This window comes from Undibacterium sp. Jales W-56 (assembly GCF_025548535.1).
GTDB lineage: Bacteria > Pseudomonadota > Gammaproteobacteria > Burkholderiales > Burkholderiaceae_D > Undibacterium.
On the sequence record NZ_JAJLQW010000009.1, the window covers coordinates 1 to 17636 of the forward strand.

15 protein-coding genes are annotated in these 17636 nt (G+C 49.6%); 7 read left to right on the forward strand and 8 right to left on the reverse strand.

Features of this window, described 5'->3' with window-relative positions; genetic code table 11:
* Positions 1-164: 164 nt before the first annotated feature.
* On the reverse strand, positions 165-3329 hold the full coding sequence (locus LPB67_RS18330; RefSeq protein WP_262838759.1) for a PAS domain S-box protein: 3165 nt from the start codon (positions 3327-3329) through the stop codon (positions 165-167).
* Positions 3330-3544: 215 nt separating this feature from the next.
* Between LPB67_RS18330 and LPB67_RS18335 the strand changes: the two genes are divergently transcribed.
* The gene (locus tag LPB67_RS18335; RefSeq protein ID WP_262838760.1) at positions 3545-4198 is read left to right on the forward strand and encodes a hypothetical protein; all 654 of its coding nucleotides are present in this window, start codon (positions 3545-3547) and stop codon (positions 4196-4198) included.
* A gap of 87 nt (positions 4199-4285) precedes the next feature.
* Here the strand turns inward: LPB67_RS18335 and maiA are convergent, their stop codons facing one another.
* From maiA to LPB67_RS18350, 3 genes are read right to left on the reverse strand one after another with little or no spacing between them, the layout of a single operon-like run.
* On the reverse strand, positions 4286-4942 hold the full coding sequence (gene maiA, locus LPB67_RS18340) for a maleylacetoacetate isomerase (protein WP_262838761.1): 657 nt from the start codon (positions 4940-4942) through the stop codon (positions 4286-4288).
* A 22-nt stretch (positions 4943-4964) separates the two neighbouring features.
* Positions 4965-5669, reverse strand: coding sequence for a fumarylacetoacetate hydrolase family protein (locus LPB67_RS18345; RefSeq protein ID WP_262838762.1), 705 nt, complete (start codon positions 5667-5669; stop codon positions 4965-4967).
* A gap of 32 nt (positions 5670-5701) precedes the next feature.
* Positions 5702-8278 carry a DUF349 domain-containing protein gene (locus LPB67_RS18350; RefSeq protein WP_262838763.1) on the reverse strand — a complete coding sequence of 859 codons (2577 nt, stop codon included), beginning with the start codon at positions 8276-8278 and terminating at the stop codon, positions 5702-5704.
* A 216-nt stretch (positions 8279-8494) separates the two neighbouring features.
* Here LPB67_RS18350 and LPB67_RS18355 point away from each other — a divergent pair, with 216 nt between their 5' ends.
* From LPB67_RS18355 to LPB67_RS19145, 3 genes are all read left to right on the forward strand, one after another.
* A complete protein-coding gene (locus LPB67_RS18355) occupies positions 8495-9814 on the forward strand; it encodes a TRZ/ATZ family hydrolase (protein ID WP_262838764.1) in 1320 nt (439 codons plus the stop codon).
* Between the two features lie 61 nt (positions 9815-9875).
* A complete protein-coding gene (locus LPB67_RS19140; protein WP_316685303.1) occupies positions 9876-10805 on the forward strand; it encodes a M14 family metallopeptidase in 930 nt (309 codons plus the stop codon).
* A 39-nt stretch (positions 10806-10844) separates the two neighbouring features.
* Positions 10845-11681 (forward strand): hypothetical protein, encoded by an 837-nt coding sequence (locus LPB67_RS19145; protein WP_316685304.1) that lies wholly within the window; start codon positions 10845-10847, stop codon positions 11679-11681.
* Between the two features lie 14 nt (positions 11682-11695).
* On the opposite strand, the gene LPB67_RS18365 is transcribed toward LPB67_RS19145, so the two are convergent.
* Positions 11696-12127, reverse strand: a complete 432-nt coding sequence (locus LPB67_RS18365; RefSeq protein WP_262838765.1) for a hypothetical protein — start codon at positions 12125-12127, stop codon at positions 11696-11698.
* Between the two features lie 151 nt (positions 12128-12278).
* Positions 12279-12935, reverse strand: a complete 657-nt coding sequence (locus tag LPB67_RS18370) for a DUF1345 domain-containing protein (RefSeq protein WP_262838766.1) — start codon at positions 12933-12935, stop codon at positions 12279-12281.
* Between the two features lie 165 nt (positions 12936-13100).
* Between LPB67_RS18370 and LPB67_RS18375 the strand changes: the two genes are divergently transcribed.
* From LPB67_RS18375 to LPB67_RS18385, 3 genes are read left to right on the forward strand one after another with little or no spacing between them, the layout of a single operon-like run.
* Complete coding sequence (locus LPB67_RS18375) at positions 13101-13418, forward strand: hypothetical protein (RefSeq protein ID WP_262838767.1); 318 nt, start codon at positions 13101-13103, stop codon at positions 13416-13418.
* On the forward strand, positions 13415-14281 hold the full coding sequence (locus LPB67_RS18380) for an HDOD domain-containing protein (RefSeq protein WP_262838768.1): 867 nt from the start codon (positions 13415-13417) through the stop codon (positions 14279-14281). The genes LPB67_RS18375 and LPB67_RS18380 overlap by 4 nt, the downstream gene beginning before the upstream one ends.
* A gap of 50 nt (positions 14282-14331) precedes the next feature.
* Positions 14332-15303, forward strand: a complete 972-nt coding sequence (locus tag LPB67_RS18385) for a GGDEF domain-containing protein (RefSeq protein WP_262838769.1) — start codon at positions 14332-14334, stop codon at positions 15301-15303.
* 105 nt (positions 15304-15408) lie between these two features.
* Here the strand turns inward: LPB67_RS18385 and LPB67_RS18390 are convergent, their stop codons facing one another.
* Both LPB67_RS18390 and LPB67_RS18395 read right to left on the reverse strand, forming a co-directional pair.
* A complete protein-coding gene (locus LPB67_RS18390; RefSeq protein ID WP_262838770.1) occupies positions 15409-16092 on the reverse strand; it encodes an OmpW/AlkL family protein in 684 nt (227 codons plus the stop codon).
* Between the two features lie 158 nt (positions 16093-16250).
* Positions 16251-17498: an SGNH/GDSL hydrolase family protein gene (locus tag LPB67_RS18395; RefSeq protein ID WP_262838771.1), complete on the reverse strand. Its 1248-nt coding sequence runs from the start codon at positions 17496-17498 to the stop codon at positions 16251-16253.
* Positions 17499-17636 lie beyond the last annotated feature (138 nt).

The window sequence follows — 17636 nt, forward strand, 5'->3', positions numbered from 1 at the left end:
CCTCACCGCTAAAGCCGGTACCTACGCCTGCACTTCTCTTCCTGCCCCCGCCGCTTCTTGCGGCCCTCTCGGACCGCTTCCGCTGCGGGAGCCGAACTATAGCAAATCCCTTCACTCATTGGCAAGAGGCTTCTTCAAAAATAGTTGCATCGCAATCAGGCTATTTAAGTATCTGCACGATATGGTTCAATCTCAGACGAAATTTCTGGCGCAACCAAGGGCAATACCATCGTGAACTTAGTGCCTTTACCTATATGGCTTTCAAGATCAATCGAGCCACCCAATACCCCGGTAACGAGGTTATATGCAATGTGCATCCCCAGCCCTGAGCCACCCTGACCCAATTTAGTGGTAAAAAATGGATCGAAAACACGTTTTTGATCAACATCGGCAATACCTTTACCATCATCGGCAAAGATAATTTCAACATGGGCTTCATCTCTGAGGCGGCTTGATATCCGCATCTCACCGCTTTCTTTGTCGTCGAACGCATGATTCAATGCATTCGTCATAAAATTCGTAATAATCTGCCCTAAAGGTCCGGGAAAACTATCCATCGCCACATCACCAATCAAATCTGTTTTGAGGGAAAAGGCGCCTTTGTGGAACATAGGTGTCAAGGTCGCGATTACTTCCTCCAAGGCTGATTTCAAATCGAATTGCCTTCTTTGATTGCTTGACTGATCAACTGCAACTTGTTTAAAACTTTTTACGAGTTCACGAGCAATCCCTAGCGTTCGCATTAAGAGTGCCGTTCCCGTACTGGCGCTTTGCAGATAGCTATCCAGAGTAGAGCGGCGTAATTTACCTTCCCCAATATCTTTCAACAGCTCTTTGGTTTTATCCTGCAAGGTGCTGGCAACCGTGACACTATTTCCAATCGGCGTATTTAGTTCATGGGCGACGCCTGCCACCAATGAGCCGAGCGCCGCCATTTTTTCCGAACGGATTAATTCATCCTGGGTTCGCTTTAAGGACTCCATCGCCTCGGCAAGCTCAATATTGGCCTGTTCCAGCTTGATCGTTCTTAAACGGACTCGCGCCTCCAATTGAACGGTCATTTCCCGAATTTCTTGCTCGATTTGGTACTGCCTTGTGACGTCATGAAAACCAAAAATAAAAACTTTTTCACCGTTCATAGTGAACAGGCGTGCAGAGAGCAAGCAAATCAATGTCTGTCCATTTTGGTGACGATGACGGATTTCAAAACGATCAACGCGTCCCTCATTAAATAATTGCCGCATCATCTCATCGCGTTGCTCCGGCTTTTCCCAAAATTGCAATTCCAATGCAGTACGACCAAGCACCTGATCTCGCTGGTAACCAAAAAGTGTCAACCAAACGTCGTTTACCTCAATCAATAAAGAAGATGCAACATTCACTAAACCCAGAGCTATCGGTGACAATTGAAAAATCGTTGAATACTTATATTCATTTTCGCGCAATAGCATTTCAGCTTTTGCCCTGGCGCTCTCTGCCGCAATCTCCTGATCAATATTATGAGAGGCCAGTAATAGATAAGTCTCATCGCCGGTAACAAATTTAGATCCAGAAACCCGACATTGAAATATATGACCATCCTTGTGTCGGAAGGCGATTTGCATGCCGCGTACTTCGCCATCACGCTGGATCAAATCGACCATTTCCTGGCGCTGAGCTACAGAAGCCCAAAGATTTAAATCTCCCGAGGTATGACCGACAGCCTCCTCGCGCCTGTAACCGGACAAAGGCTCCCAATTCCGATTAACATCGATGTAATGACCATCCGCCATACGAGTAATTGTTAAGGTATCAGGCACCAATTGAAAAACGGTTGCAAGAACCGCCTCTCTTTCCCGTAAATTACTCTCCGCACGTTTTCTTGCTTGCTCACTTTCACGAATCTCCGTAATGTCGCGCATCGCGGTGAGTAAGTATTTTTGATTGTCAGATTCAAAAACTGTACAAAAAGCTTCCGCTAAAATTGACACGCCATCCTTACCCCTGAATCTGATCTCCTCGCCACGGACACTATCGCCTTGCTCTAAACGTAGTAGCTGATTGACAAATTGCGTCCTATGCTGATTATCTAACCAGAGATTCAAATCGCGACTGGGATGCTTGCCAATTGCCTGTTCTCGAACCAAGCCAAACATCGACAACCAATTCGTATTGACATCGACCAAAATCCCGTTGTCCATGCGGATAATGCTAATCGCCTCGGGAACCAGATCAAATATTTTGACAAACCTCTTCTCTCGCTCCTGTAGCTGCATTAACGCTTCCCTGCGTTGATTTTCAATCCTGCGAAGCTCAGTCCGATCTTCCACCAGATACATCAGAAAAGACTCGCCGCCTACCTCAAAACGAACGCCCGAAATATTGACGAAATAATGATGCCCCAGCTTATGCCGATACGTCGCCTGCAGATCATGCACTTCACCTTGTACACGCATCGCTTCGAGTAAACGATCGCGCTGACTCGTATCCGCCCAAAGATTCAGCTCTAATGAATATTTACCTAAAGATTCTTCCCGGCTATAACCGGTAAGCGCTTCCCAGTGCTGATTGACCTCGACATAGCGACCATCCTTTTCCCGGCAAATCACCAGGACATCCGGCACGAATTGAAAAACTTTTTCAAACAGGGCTTCGCGCTCCCTCAAGATACCTTCTGCTTGCTTGCGAACAGTCATTTCCTCCTGAATTGAGGCGGACAAGATCTCTCCCTGCTTTCGCTGCTCCAGAATGATCGCTACCAACAACTGCATTCCTATGCTTAAGTCTAATAAACTGGAGAGCATGAAGCCCCATGGCAGCAAATTTTCATTCGACCGAATCAAGAGAAAATCGAAGAGAGACAAACCTCTAAGACCGATCAACAGCGCCAGTATTTGGTATCCGCTCCTACTATCTGTACGCGACGCCTTCCAGAAATTAATTGCAGATGCGCCTAACACGGATCCCGCAAATAAATAGACCGGCAACTCGCGCAATAGGTAATCAAAATTTGTCAAATGCGAAACGAAAGTCCAAAAAAACAAAAGTGAGAAATACAGAGTAATGCGAGGGATGGCCGTCAACTTATCTAAAAAAATACGCGTACCGCACCAAAAAAAGCATACGAATCCAAGTGAGAAGAAATCGACTCCCATTGCAGATAAAGGGATTTTATCAATGTCGAATAAAACACATAATTGACGAAGAGCCATGCAGGCATAGGCGATTGTCCAGAATTGGCTTGCACGTGTGCTGACTTTGGCGCAACGCAAATAGAACAAGACAAGCATCGTGATAAAACTGATGCCAATTGCCCAGACTATTGCAACGGGTAGAAAAAAAGAGGGCATGGAGGACTGTGCTTAGACATGCATAAAACTACTAAATACCACGATGATGAATATTACCACTGGGTATTTGCACTAGACCAGTTCGCAATAGAAAAGAGGCGCGCTAATTAGTTGCCCTTTGTTAAAAATAGTGAATCGACCTCTTGATTATCACAAGCGCTTCACATAAGATAAAAACAGAGAAAAATTTAATCCAAGCAACAGGGAGAAAACTGATGAAGTTCCAGCACAGTAAGACGCCCGGCTTGTTGAACCTCCAAAGCAACTGCCAGGCATCGCATCACTTGATGGCCTCTGGCATTCATGTACGGGGATTTAAGCAAACGGGCTTAATTGCACGCCTATTCGACGATTTAATCTCGAGTTGCTCTGTTGGTCAAAATGATGATGATCTCATTGATTTTCTTGAAGAAGAGCTGGAGACACAAGATCCGGCACTAGCAATGCTTCCCTGGAAAATCTTGATTGCCGATGACGATAGCAATGTACACGACACCACATTACTGGCGTTGAGCGGAGTCAAGATCCACGGTCGCCCACTTGAATTTTTACATGCTTATTCGGCAAAAGAAGCGCGACAATTAGTCATCGACCATTCTGACATCGCCCTCATCTTACTGGATGTCGTCATGGAGACGGTAGATGCTGGCCTGAAGCTCGTGAGCGTCATCCGTAATGAATTAGGCCGAAATAATTTACGTATCGTATTGCGTACCGGTCAGCCAGGTTATGCGCCGGAGAAACAAGTCAATCATGAATTTGCCATTGACGGTTATACAACGAAGTCCAAATTGACGCGATCTATTTTGATTTCCGTATTAAATGACACTCTATCTGAAGCGCCGCCAGAACAAAGCCTGCCGAACTGAGCTGGCTCAGAAGTAATTGCCGCAATAAAAAGGAAGTTAGAAAAAACTAATTTCTTTTTTTACCTCAGTATCAGTTTCGCTCCGGCCTCATTCCGCATCGATCTGCTTAGCTGGCGATGCATCCATAAACGCAGGTAATTGCAGGCAATGCTGGTTGATACTCATCAAAGTAGGTACCTGGCTTAAATCACAATTAAAACGCTGGGCATTAAAAATTTGCGGAATCAGGCAGCAATCCGCCAGGCCTGGTGCATCGCCGAAGCAAAAACGTCCGGCACATTGCTCTTCAACCAAGCGTTGTTCTAAGACACGCAAACCCGATAAACACCAATGCTGGTACCAGGTGTTTTTTTGCTCATCACTAAGCCCCAATTCCTTGGACAAATATTTCAGCACACGCAAATTATTGATGGGGTGAATTTCACAGGCAATGGCCAATGCAAAAGCACGGACTTTTGCGCGGGCTAGCGGATCTTTAGGCAATATAGCGATCTCTGGATACACTTCTTCCAGATACTCCATAATAGCCAGCGATTGATTAATCGAGATCTCCTGATCCTGGTAGTGGTCCCATAACGCAGGCACCAGGGCATCAGGATTGATTTTTTTAAATGCATCCGTTAATTGCTCACCGCCATTTTTTACCAGATGAACCGGGACGACTTCATAATCCAGGCCTTTTAAATTCAGGGCAATACGCACCCGATAAGAGGCGGAGCTGCGAAAGTAGCTATAGAGTTTCATATGATTTATTCAGCAAATAGATTCAGCGGTTCGCTCCAGATACGCGCACTTTTAACTCACCGACGCCAGCAATACGGGCCTCCATCAAATCACCCGTTTTAACCGCAGCAACGCCCTCAGGCGTGCCAGAAAAAATCAAATCGCCGGGCTGCAGCTCATACAGAGTAGATAAAGTCGCGATCACTTCAGCCACGTTCCAGATCAACTTATTGATATCGCTATCTTGTCGCTGCACATTATTGACATCTAGATGAATATTGCCCTGGTCTATCCAGCCCGTCTGTGACAAAGGATATATCGGAGAAATCGGTGCCGAAAAATCGAAACCTTTTGCCGTACACCACGGGCGCCCCTGCTCTTTAGATGCCAATTGCAAATCCCGGCGCGTCATATCCAGACCGACGGCATAACCCCATACATGGGCGGCAGCCGTCTCGACTGCAATATTTTTGCCGCCGACACCAATCGCCACGACTAACTCGACTTCATGATGCAGATTGCTGGTCATGCCCGGATAAGGCATGTCACCGATTTGTCCATTGGGTACCGGCAGCACCGCATCGGCAGGCTTCATAAAAAAGAAAGGCGCCTCGCGTCCGCTCCATCCCATTTCTTTTGCGTGCTCAACGTAGTTCCGGCCGACGCAATAAATCCTATGCACAGGAAAAAGCGCATCAGAATTCGCCACTGGCACTGAGGGCGTCCTGGGATTGAATACATAGCTCATAGCATTTCCTTTTTTGGGATGACGATTGCGCCTTAAATTTGACTTACCGTCAGCAAATGCGCAACGCGCAGTTGTTGGGGCGGACTTAATACCGCCGGAGTCGCATAAAAACGCTGTAGCTGTTCAAGACTGGCACTGTATTGGCTGCCCGATTTCAAGGTCTCTTGCAGCACCTCAACTTGCATCTGTAAGCGCGTTCGTGCTAGTTCGGCAGGGCTGTCAACACCATTCAATATCTCCAATTGCAAAATAATGGATCCGGCAAGTTCAGCATTACTGAATAAATTGTGCTGGTAGTCCTTGTCATGCGCCTCAAGCGCCTGCACCCAAGCGGCAAAGCGCTTGTTGAATATCTGATCCAGCGAGGTGAAAATCACTTTTTGCCTGGTTAGATCATCCCATTCAGCGCTCAACACTGGCAACGCCAGTTTGGCTTGTGCGAAACCGTCTAAAAGCAGACGCTCCGCCTTTTGGCAAAGGTCAAATTTTGATTGCAGCTGTTTTTTCCCCGCTTGAATATCACTCTCTTTCGCCTGTTCAATTTGTCGCTTCAATTGCAAACAGGCGGCTTGAAATTTTTTCTCGATCATGGCCTCGTCATTACGGGAAACGACACCGATCTCACGCCATGATTGCGTGACTTCCCGGAGTAATTTCTGAAGCCCTGACTCATCTTGCAGTCCGGTCGAGGCGACGGCCTGCTCGATACGCGTGCACACAGCCAGCTTGGCCGCCAAATTCGCTTTACGCTCTTCATCGATTTGGCCAATAACCGTCTTGCGCTGCATGAATAAGGCATCACAAGCGGCGCGGAATTTTTCCCAAAGCTGCTGCTCATCTTTGCGTCGTAGCGGTAAAGCAAGGGCGCGCTCTTGCCAGCGAGTTTGCAGTTGCCGTAATTGATCCACTGCCTCACGACGCGCAGGATCAATCGCCATGGCCTGCTGAATGAACTGCGCTCTCAGCGCTACCTCATTCTTTCTTTGTAGTTCTAGCGGCTGTGACAAAGACTGATAGAGTGCATTGAATGCAGCATCAAGACCTTGTTTATGTTTGCGATCGACGTTACCGGACTCACGCCAGGCTTGCTTCATTTCGTTTAAAAACTGCGCAACCGATTTCCAGTCCGTGGCATTTAATAATACATCTGCCTTGCTGCGCCAATCTTGCAGCAAAATTTCAGCTTTTTCCAAATTCTCTGAACGCAGTTGGGCCAGTTGCTGAAAATGTGCGGCAGCCGGTGCGTACGCCAGATTGCAAGCAGCGTCGAATTTATCCCAAACCTCTTTTGATGCGCCACCGCTGCTTGCCTCCAGCGATTTCCAGCGTTCTCTCAAACCGCCGATTTTCTTTGCCAGATCATTTGGCTCTAATTCTTGACGCGGCAAATTTTCCGCCGCCTTGATCAACTCATCGCGTGAGATGCTGCCACCCCATTTAGCCCAGGACAATAGTCGCCCCAATTCCGACTGGACTTTAAATAGACGCTCTTTTTGCTCAGTACTTAAACCACTGCGCTTGAGATCGACACCGCGCAAAGTATCGCGTTCTATTTTCTGCGCCTGCAACGCACTGCCCTGTTCTAGCGCCAGCTCCATTGCGTCTATCGCCTGGATAATCTGACCAGTGCTGACGATTCGTGCAACTGGCTTATTGTTCGCTGTTGACGATTTTTCTTGCTGGCCGATCTCGGCAATTTTACTGACTAATTGATCGGAATCGCAATCGACATTATGTTCAGCTTCGCTAAATAACTCCACATGCACTACTACGTCATCGGGATTTGCACTGTCAGTTTTTGTGCTGCTCTCTTGTTGAGATAGTTGTTGAGATAGTTGTTGAGTTTGTCGTTGATTTTGTTGCTGTAGCCATTCCCACTGCTGCCGCACCGCTTGCATTTTTTCCGTAAAGTCGCTCAACAGGTTTTTAGGCAAACTTGCCGCCTCTGGCTCCGACAGAAATTTCTCGAATTCATGTTGCCATTGATCGAGTTGGATTTGATGCGATGAGTCAGCGATACCCATTGATGCCGTTAGCAGATAAGATAAATCAATGATTTTTCTTTGCAAAGAAGTCTGTGACGCAATCCTCGCCTGCAATCTTTGGCAAACCTGATCAAATTCCTGTTTCAGATCATCCGGAAACGATCCGGCCTTTGCAGACATTTTGTCCAATTCAATCAACTGCTGCGGCATCAGCTTTTCATCACGGGCCAGTTGCTGCGCTTGCTCCAGGCATCGCATTGCCAACTGCCGCTGACGATCCAGCGCCGCCAAGTCGTCCAACCTCGATTGCATTAATTTAGCGACGCGCTTATCGGTATTACGTAAAGCGTTCGCTACCTTTTGCAAGGCGTCGGCGCTATGCAGGTGCTGTGCAGCGCTATAGCGTCCATCCGCAAAATCACAACTCAGTACGATCTCGACCAGCGCATTTTCATCCTGAGTCAAGGTTTGAATGCGCGCCAGCACTTCTACGCGCTTTTCTGCATTTTTTTCGGCATTTTCCTGACGCTGACTCTCTTTTTTTTCCTCATCTGCGGAGGATGTCATGTGCGCCAAAGACGGGGCGGTGAATTTAGGTCGGCGCTTAAAGAGGAAGTCGAACATGTGGGTATGTGTAGAGGGTAAATGGGTAAAACGTACATCATAACAATATCTGTCAGCTACCACCAATATCCGCACTACTTGAAGACATGCAAGGCCTGCACTATGAGCAGATGCCCCGCTATAATCGTGCTATCCGGTTTTTACAATATCTTTACAATATTTTTTTACAGTATCTCTTACAGTACCTCCTACCAGAATCTTATAAAGTGACACCACATGACAAAGACAAGCTGCCTGTATCCGCAATTTCTGATTCCCGTTGAACCACGCGCTACAGTGTTGCGCGACCATGCGCTGGTCATGCAGGACGATAAAATTAAGGCGATTGTACCTGCCGATCAGGCCAGACAAGACTACCCGGATGCCGACCATACGCTGCTGCCTGAGCATGCCTTGCTACCCGGCCTGGTGAACCTGCATGCGCATTCTGCCATGAGTCTGTTGCGCGGACTGGCGGATGATTTATCCTTGATGGACTGGCTAAATCATCACATCTGGCCGGCAGAAAAAAAACATGTATCGGATGAGTTCGTATTCGACGGCAGCGTCCACGCCATGGCGGAAATGATACGCGGCGGTACTACTACCGTGAACGATATGTACTTCTGCCATGAGGCTGTGGCCCGCGCCGGGATTCACTCTGGCATGCGCACCATTGTCGGCTGCAGCATTCTGGAATTTCCGACCGTCTATGCGAACGATGCCGATGAGTACATCAACAAAGCATTGGCGGCCCGCCAGAGTTTTGTCGGGCAGGAGCGCATTTCGTTTCGACTGGCGCCGCATGCGCCCTACACCGTAGCAGACGAAACCTTCAGTAAAATTATTGCAATCTCAGAAAAAATGGGAATGGACATTCATTGCCATATCCACGAAACCCAGGACGAGATCGATACCAGCCTCAAGCAATACGGCATGCGACCGCTACAACGGCTGCATCAACTCGGCCTGCTCAGCCCGGCGCTGATCGCAGCGCATGTGGTGCATGCGAACGATGCCGAGATCGCGCTGCTGGCCAGACAAGGCGTGCACGTTGCCCACAATCCTGCGAGCAATTTGAAGCTTGCCTCCGGCTTCGCCCGCATCCATGCGATGCAAAATGCCGGCATCCAGGTCGGCATCGGCACCGATGGCGCTGCCAGCAATAACAAGTTGGATCTGCTCGGCGACTTGCGCATGGCAGCGCTACTCGCAAAAGTCGAATCGGGCAATCCGACCGCCTTGAATGCCAGCCTCGCGCTGGAAATGGCGACCCTGGCCGGTGCCAGAGCGCTGGGCATGGAACAGCAGATCGGCAGCCTGGTCGCAGGTAAGCAAGCCGACGTGATCGCCATCGATTTATCGGCGCTAGAAACGCAGCCGCTGTTCGACCCGATCTCGCAAATCGTGTATGCCGCCGGACGTGAACAAATCAGCCACGTCTGGGTCAACGGCAAATGCCTGATGCGTAACAGAAGCCTGTGCGATCTGCATATGGATCAATTGCAGGACAAGGCACGCTGGTGGCAAAACAAAATTGCGGCGACTGCGGCTTAAACCTCAGCCATTAGACCCGCCGTTCCGCCGACTCCAACCGATCTCCGAGGAAAACCGTTTGATGAAATCGTTCTGTCTCCCGTCTGTTTTGATTTCCCTTGCATCCCTGGCCGGTCTGGCAGTCAACGCCAGCGCGGCACCGGCGTCCGCCGCAATGGCAACGCCGGCGCTAAGCACCGTGTCTGAACGTTCCGGCTTTATCCAAACCGGGCGCTATGATGAAGTGATTGCACTCTGTGCCGAATTCCAAAAAACCTATCCAGATGCGGTGCGCTGCCTGGAATTTGGCCGCACGCCGGAAGGCCGGCCTATGCTGGCGCTGGTGGCGTCACGCACAGGCGCATTGAGCGCCGCACAGGCCCGGCAGCAAGGTGTGCCGGTCACCTTGATACAAGGCGGCATTCATGCGGGAGAAATTGATGGCAAGGATGCCGGATTTTTGGCCTTGCGTGAAGCCCTGGACAACACCCGCGCCAAAGGTGCGCTGGATAAGCAAGTGCTGATCTTCGTGCCCGTGTTTAACATCGACGGCCATGAGCGTTTCGGTCGCTGGAACCGGCCGAACCAGCGCGGCCCGGAAGAAATGGGCTGGCGCACTACCGCACAAAACGTCAACCTGAACCGCGATTATATGAAGGCGGATTCTGCTGAGATGCAGGCGATGTTAAAGCTGATCAATGACTGGGATCCGCTGGCCACCATCGACTTACATGTCACGGACGGCGCCAAGTTCGAGCATGATATTTCTATCCAGGTCGAACCGGTCAATTCGGGCGATGCCGGCTTGCGTCAATCAGGCCGGCAATTGCGCGATGCCGTCATCGCCGACCTCGCCAGGCAAGGTTCCCTGCCCTTGCCGTTTTATATGTCGTTTGCCAAAGAAGATGATCCGCTGTCGGGCTTTGTCGATAGCGTGCCGCCGCCGCGCTTTTCACACGGTTATTTTGCGCTGCGCAATCGTTTCGGCATGCTGGTCGAAACCCATTCCTAGAAAGAGTATGCGACGCGGGTACGGATTACCTGCAATACGGTGCTTTCGGTCTTAGAGCAGCTTGCAAGGCATGGTGCTGAATGGCGTAAACTGGCTCTGGCAGCGGATCTGCGAGCAAGGGCGCTGGCCGGTCAGGAGGTCGCGGTCAGCTATCAAACCACCGCCAAGAGTACGCCGGTCGCCTTCCATGGGTACGCTTATACCCGCACACCATCCGAAATTTCCGGCGCCTTGATGACGCGCTATGATGAGAGCAAACCGCAGATCTGGAATGTCACGCTGCGCAATGAGATCATTCCAGACCTCAGCGTCGTCGCGCCTCAGGCCGGCTATCTCGTGGGCGCCGCCTATGCCGGGACCGTCGCGCAAAAACTGACGCAGCATGGCATACAGTTCCGTGAATTGAAGTCCGCGTTGCCGCAAACCGCCGTAGAAAGTTACCGCGCCGATAAAGTCGATTTCAGCCCGCAATCTTTTGAGGGACGGCAAATGCTGAAGCTGCAAGGGAGCTGGAAAGCCGAAACACGTCCTATTCCATCAGGCAGTTTGTTCGTCCCAATTGCTCAGGCAAAAGCCAGCCTGGTGGTCGCGCTGCTGGAACCAAGCGCGCCCGATGCTCTGGTGAATTGGGGCTGCTTTAACAATGCCTTCGAACGCAAAGAATATATGGAAGCCTATGTCGCGGAAGACGTGGCGCGCGAACAGCTGGCGGCCGATCCGGCACTTCGCGCCGAATTCAATCAGCGTATTGCCAGCGATCCTGCTTTTGCCAAAAATCCCGCGGCGAGATTGGATTTTTTTGCCCGCCGCCATTCCTCATGGGACGAGCGCTTCAATTTATATCCCGTACTGAGAACAGCGGTAGCACCGCAATAAGGCATTAAGCCGCTTCAATACGGCGGCGGCCCCCACGTCAGTGCAAAGCTGAACGCCATCAGCACGGCATACGGAAAAGCGACGGTGGGGCGTAGCGCCTGCGTCAGATAGTCCATCAGCAAGCCAGCCCATCCGGGACGATCGTTCTGCCATTCGGTGTGCAACTGAAACGACAGACCGCACGCATCTTGCGATTGCAGATGTGATTCAATGCGCACGATCCTGATCCCGAGTCGCGCTTGCGATGTCCTGACGATGGCTTCTTGCAGGCACAAGCTTGCCAGCAGGCCCGCGATCATCCAGGCGCTGAAACTAAACATCGCGGTCACGACAAACAGGGCGAAAGCGCTTAATTTAATCCAGAGGCAACTACGCTCCAACGCCTCGATATTATTTTGCAGCACCATCCATTCTTGCTCCAGCCCGTTAAGGGTAGTTACCGACATGGTATTTCCTTTCGCTTGAGTATAGACTTTGCAACATATACTCCCCATAAATCACCAAAAAATCATGTCAATTCTGCATATCTGTATTGCGGCATAGAAAATATACTATATCCCAGTATATTAAACCACCGTATTCTGGATTGCGCAGAAACTATGCCCCGACCAGACCGGCAGCGATGTTGATTGAGAACCCCAAAATCGCCACGTTAAATAAAAAACTCAACAGTGATTGAGCAAGCACGGTCTTGCGCATGGCACGCGACATGATCGATACATCAGAAGTTTGCACTGCCATGGCAATGGTGAATGAAAAATACAAAAAATCCCAATAATCGGGATGTTGCTCATCATCCGGAAAACGCAGGGCACGCTGGCTTCTGGGCGACCGGTAAAACAGTAAGGCATAATGAAATGTGAATACCATTGCCAGCAAACACCAAGAACCAAGCACCGTCACACCGGTAAACGCATATTTCAGGAAGCGGATATCTTCCGGCATTCCCTTCATATTGGCTAATTGAAAAACAATCGCGACCAGACTAGCAGTGGCAGACAATGACAAAATCACCAATACCGCGACGGCGCTCTCATCCTCCTGCATCGCAATTTTGTTGACGCTTTCATGGTTCGCACAAGTCATGAGCCAGCCGATTAACAAAAGATACATCCAGACCCCTACATTCCAGCCGATTAAGGCGCGAGTCATCCAATCCATACTGCCAGGCAAAACAAAACTCGCGGCCAGGCCCAAGGCAAAAGTCAGTGCCAAGCGTGGCCGGTTATGAACAAATTTTTTTACTGAATGCATGAAGAAACTACCTTTGTGTGTAGGAAAAGCAACCTGGATTATCCATCGATATGGTCAATCAATATACTTACCGTAGTATATTAGGGTCTACACTGCTGAAGAGAAACAAAATCATGTCAATTGGATCAAAATTTATTACACTGTAAGTGCCATGAGACCTCAATTATGAACCAGCGACATCAATATTTACCTTTGTCAAAAATTTCCGCAGGTATGGTGCTGGCGGATGATTTACTGGATAAACAAGGGCATGTGTTACTGCCTGCGGGCGTCATATTGACAGCCGGCATGCTGACCTCAGTTGAGAATCATCATATTCGCCAATTATCGGTGTTCACGGACAATGAGCCAGACACCGACATGGACGATCTGAAGCAACATCAATTAGAGCGCCTGGATATCCTGTTCCGACATGTCGATGATCAAATACCAACCAGTATCTTGCTCGATTATCTGCGCTCTTACCGGAGTGATGCGATATGACTCAGGACCTTGCTGCGCCGGATAGCCAGCACCTGTTGCTGGCCGATGTAGTCAAACACATCAAGGAATTGCCTACGCTCCCGCTGGTCGCCCAGGATTTACTCTCCAACCTGGATGATGACAATATCAGTCTGGACGAGATTTCGGAAAAAGTGGCGCGCGATCAATCGCTGGCAGCAGGTGTGCTGCGCGCAGCGAACTCTTCTTTTTACGGCAGCAATTCCAAGGTAGTCACGATTCAGCAAGCCGTCTCCATGCTGGGCATACGCAGAGTCAAAAATCTGATACGGCTGACCGCAATCAGCAATAGCTTTCCCCCTTCACGCTGCAGGAATTTTGATTTCCAGGCATTCTGGAGCCATAGCATTGCGACCGCCGAGTGCGCGGAGTTAATCTCCAGAACACTGCATATGAAACATGATTTCGCTTTCACTGCGGGTTTACTGCACGATATTGGAAGATTGGTATTGGTGACTCGCTTTCCCGCCCAATATGAACAAGTGATTCTACACCGGCAGCAAGAGGATTGTTATTTGCTGCAAGCGGAGCAGGCGGTGATGGGAATTGACCATGTGGTCGCCGGACTGGCGCTGGCCGATCAATGGCAGTTTTCCGAAGCGATTCACGATGCGATCCGCGGTCATCATGATCCTGAAATTGAAGGACTCAATTCGGTCGCCTCCATCGTGCATATCGCGAACGCCGTTGTTCACGGACTCGATCTGAGTCATATTGAAGATGATCTTGTTCCGCTCATCTCGGAAACGGCATGGAATACTGTGCGGCTGGATAAATCGGATTATTTAAGAATCTTTCGCGAAACCGAGATGCGGCTTGATGCGATTAACGGCATTATTTTATAAATTTTTGACAGTCATTCATGTATTTGGAAAAAACTCTTTTGGAACCCTTAATGCTCTTCGGTGATGCCGATTATAAAATTGATCGCATTCATTTATTCCGCGATATCTCCGAGGAAAATCTTGAGCGCATAGTAAAGATTATTCAAGATTGCGCTATCGTAAAAGCCCGTACAGGCCAGATCGTACTGGATACCCATAGCTCCGGCGCCAGGCTCTATGTAGTACTGCAAGGCGTGCTGGGCATCACCCGGCAAGATGCCAATAGCAATCAACTAGAAACGGCAATCACCCAATATCTGCCAGGAGAATGTGTGGGTGAAATTTCCGTGCTGGATGAAGAAATTCATTCATCGACGATCAGCGCTCTGGCCGACAGCGAGTTGCTGGTCATCGAAGCAGAAACTTTATGGCGCTTAATCGATGAGTCAAATGGCGTCGCTAAAAATCTATTGCAACTGCTGTCGTTCCGCATCCGTGCGGCCAACGCACAAATCCGCAATCGCCAGAAAGTTGGCGAATTTTATCGTCAGTTATCGATGGTGGATGGGCTGACCGGTTTGCATAACCGCGCTTGGCTGAATAGTCAGTTGCCTGGAATGATAGAACATGCGCATGCGACCGGCAGTCCGCTCAGCATTATCATGGTGGACCTGGATCATTTTAAACGCTTCAATGACGACTACGGACATCTGGTCGGTGACGATGCCTTGCAGAGCGCGGCAAAAGTCATGAATGCCGGGCTGCGTCCTTCCGATTTTGCGGCCCGTTATGGTGGCGAGGAGATGATGGTGATTTTACCCGGCACCAATCAAAAATCCGCGCTTGCGGTAGCAGATAGGCTATGCAGCCGGCTGCGCAAAACACGGGTATTTGAAGATAGGGAAAAGCCGTTGCCGCATATTACCGGCTCGTTTGGCGTGGCGACTTTGGCGCAGGGACAAGATGCTGCTGCGCTGATCGCGATTGCCGATGCGGCCCTGTATCGGGCTAAAGGCGAAGGCCGCAATCGGGTTGCCTATTGAGCCGTATTTCAGCCGGCGCCGTCAAATAAAAAACCTGCAAATATTTTATTATCTGCAGGTTTTTTTCGCTCCGGCTGAAAAAAACAGCCGGAATGACTTTATTGCCTAGAAATGATAACCGACGCCGATCACAATCGCGACCGGATCAAGTTTAATTGCCTGCGTCTGTCCAGTGGAGTAATGCGCTGTCGTTTTCAGGTAAGTTTTAGTCACGGCCGCATCGAGATACCATTTTTCATTGAGTGCATAGGCTGCGCCCAGTTGCGCTGTCACACCAAATTTATGATCGATTTTGAACGTAGTTGGTGTCGAGCTGCCTGTATTCGTCAATGCGGTCAATTGACCGGAGCCGGTTTCCTTCTGGAAGTAGGCATAGGTCAAACCCAGACCGACATAAGGGCGGAAAGCGGATTTCGCCTGAAAGAAGCGATATTGTGCAAACAAGGTTGGCGGCAATACTTCAGCGGTACCCAATTTACCGGTGCCGCTGATAGAACCCGCGCCAATCAGATTGTGTTTGTACGGCAAACCTACGGCAAATTCCGCAGAGATATTATCCGTGAACATATAGTTACCGACCAGTACAGGTTCAGTATCGCTACCGACTTCCACCTTTGTACCTGGTAATGCCGGGGCGCTCAAATCGCCGCTGTTGACTTTTGGCGTGATTTGGTTAATCCCTAATTTGGCAGACCAAGTACCCGCGGATTGAGCCGAGGCAGCGACGCTCGCCGTCATCGAAACAGCGATCGCCAGCAGCTTCATCGCAGTGTTAAAACTTTTATTCATATTGTCTCCCGATCCTTTTGATTGATGACATCTCAAATAGTCATCTACATAATTCGATAAAGTTGCCTGTCTCCCTGGTCGTCATCGTTTTCATACAAATACCGATGAGATCCGGGAGAAAGTCTGCAAGGGTTCACCCTGCAACCAAGACTGGGAGCTTATAACCAGCCTCGTGCAACCATTTCTTTAGATACATAACGTGCCAACAACAGGTAACCGTATGGTGTTGGATGTACGGAGTCAGCATACTGGTAGTTATCAACGGAACCGGAGATGGTGTTTGACTTGTTGCACACCAGCGAAGAGCCTAACGGATTTTTTGCCGGTGTCAGATCGCATGCTGGCGTGGTGACATTCGTCAAACCGTAAATAGCTGGATTGGCGAACTGATCGCGGTTGACCGTGTAGGCATCCACATACAATACATTGGCGTTACCATCCAGACCCGCTTTCAACTGGGAATTAAAGGCATTCACCATATTGAAAATCAAGGTTTGGGTCGATGCGCTGGTGCTTAAGCCGAACGGCGTTTGGCTAACGTCAGGCAGATTCACCACTGTCACATATTTAGCGCCTTTGCCGATGATCAGCGTCTTGACATAGCCAGCCAGTTCAGCACCTGCCGTACCCATGGCAGTTACAACCAACGGCGCGTTCGTTTGTATGTATGCGCCTGCCGCTGCTGCGCCAACGGTAGGCGACAACGTAGCAACTGCGGCGGCTTGACAATTGCTGGCCTGTGCGTCAGCAGGTACGCATTTGCCTGCTGCGATATCTGCCTGAATCTGACCAGGCACAGCGGCAGTCACTGCCGCAGTTGCCGCAGCGGTAGCACCCGCCGAGAAACCTGCCAATTGAATAAATACGTCATTACCGCCAGCCATTACGAAGACGATCTCGTCACCCTTGAAGGACCCGCCATTGATTGCCAGATGATTTTGGATTTGCGTCACGACAGGTACGGTTAATTGACCTAAAACTGCATTCGAGCCACCCAGCAATTTATTGCCTGGGCCGACTGGATTCGTGACACGAGCGCCACCTTGCGCATACGAAGTACAACCTGGGTGATTCACGACGGGAACGCTAAAACCCTGAGAGGCCAAACCTTGCAAACCTGTTTGTGCCGGGCATGGTGCAGGCAATCCCAACTGAGCAGCCATCAATTCCGTCCAGTTTTTAGCATTGTTTTTGCCATTGGCATCCACATCATTGACGCTATATTTACCGCCTTTTAAGGCAGCTACCGTGCCTACGGCATAAGAGCCGACGTCACTTAAGCTATCGCCAAACGATACCTGGGCACTGAATTTGAGTTTAGTGGTTTGATCACCGCCACCGCCACCGCCGCAACCAGCCAGTACAGCCGCTGCAAGCAATGCCAGTGCAAAATTGGATTGACGCATTTTGTCTCCTAATGGGGGAATATTTTTTAAAGATTAAGTGAACGGTCGTGCTAGTCACCGTGCGCTCAGTATGTCATCAGGATTTTTACCTGAATAGAGAAAATTACAATTCTAGAGTAAACATTCTTAAAAAAACAA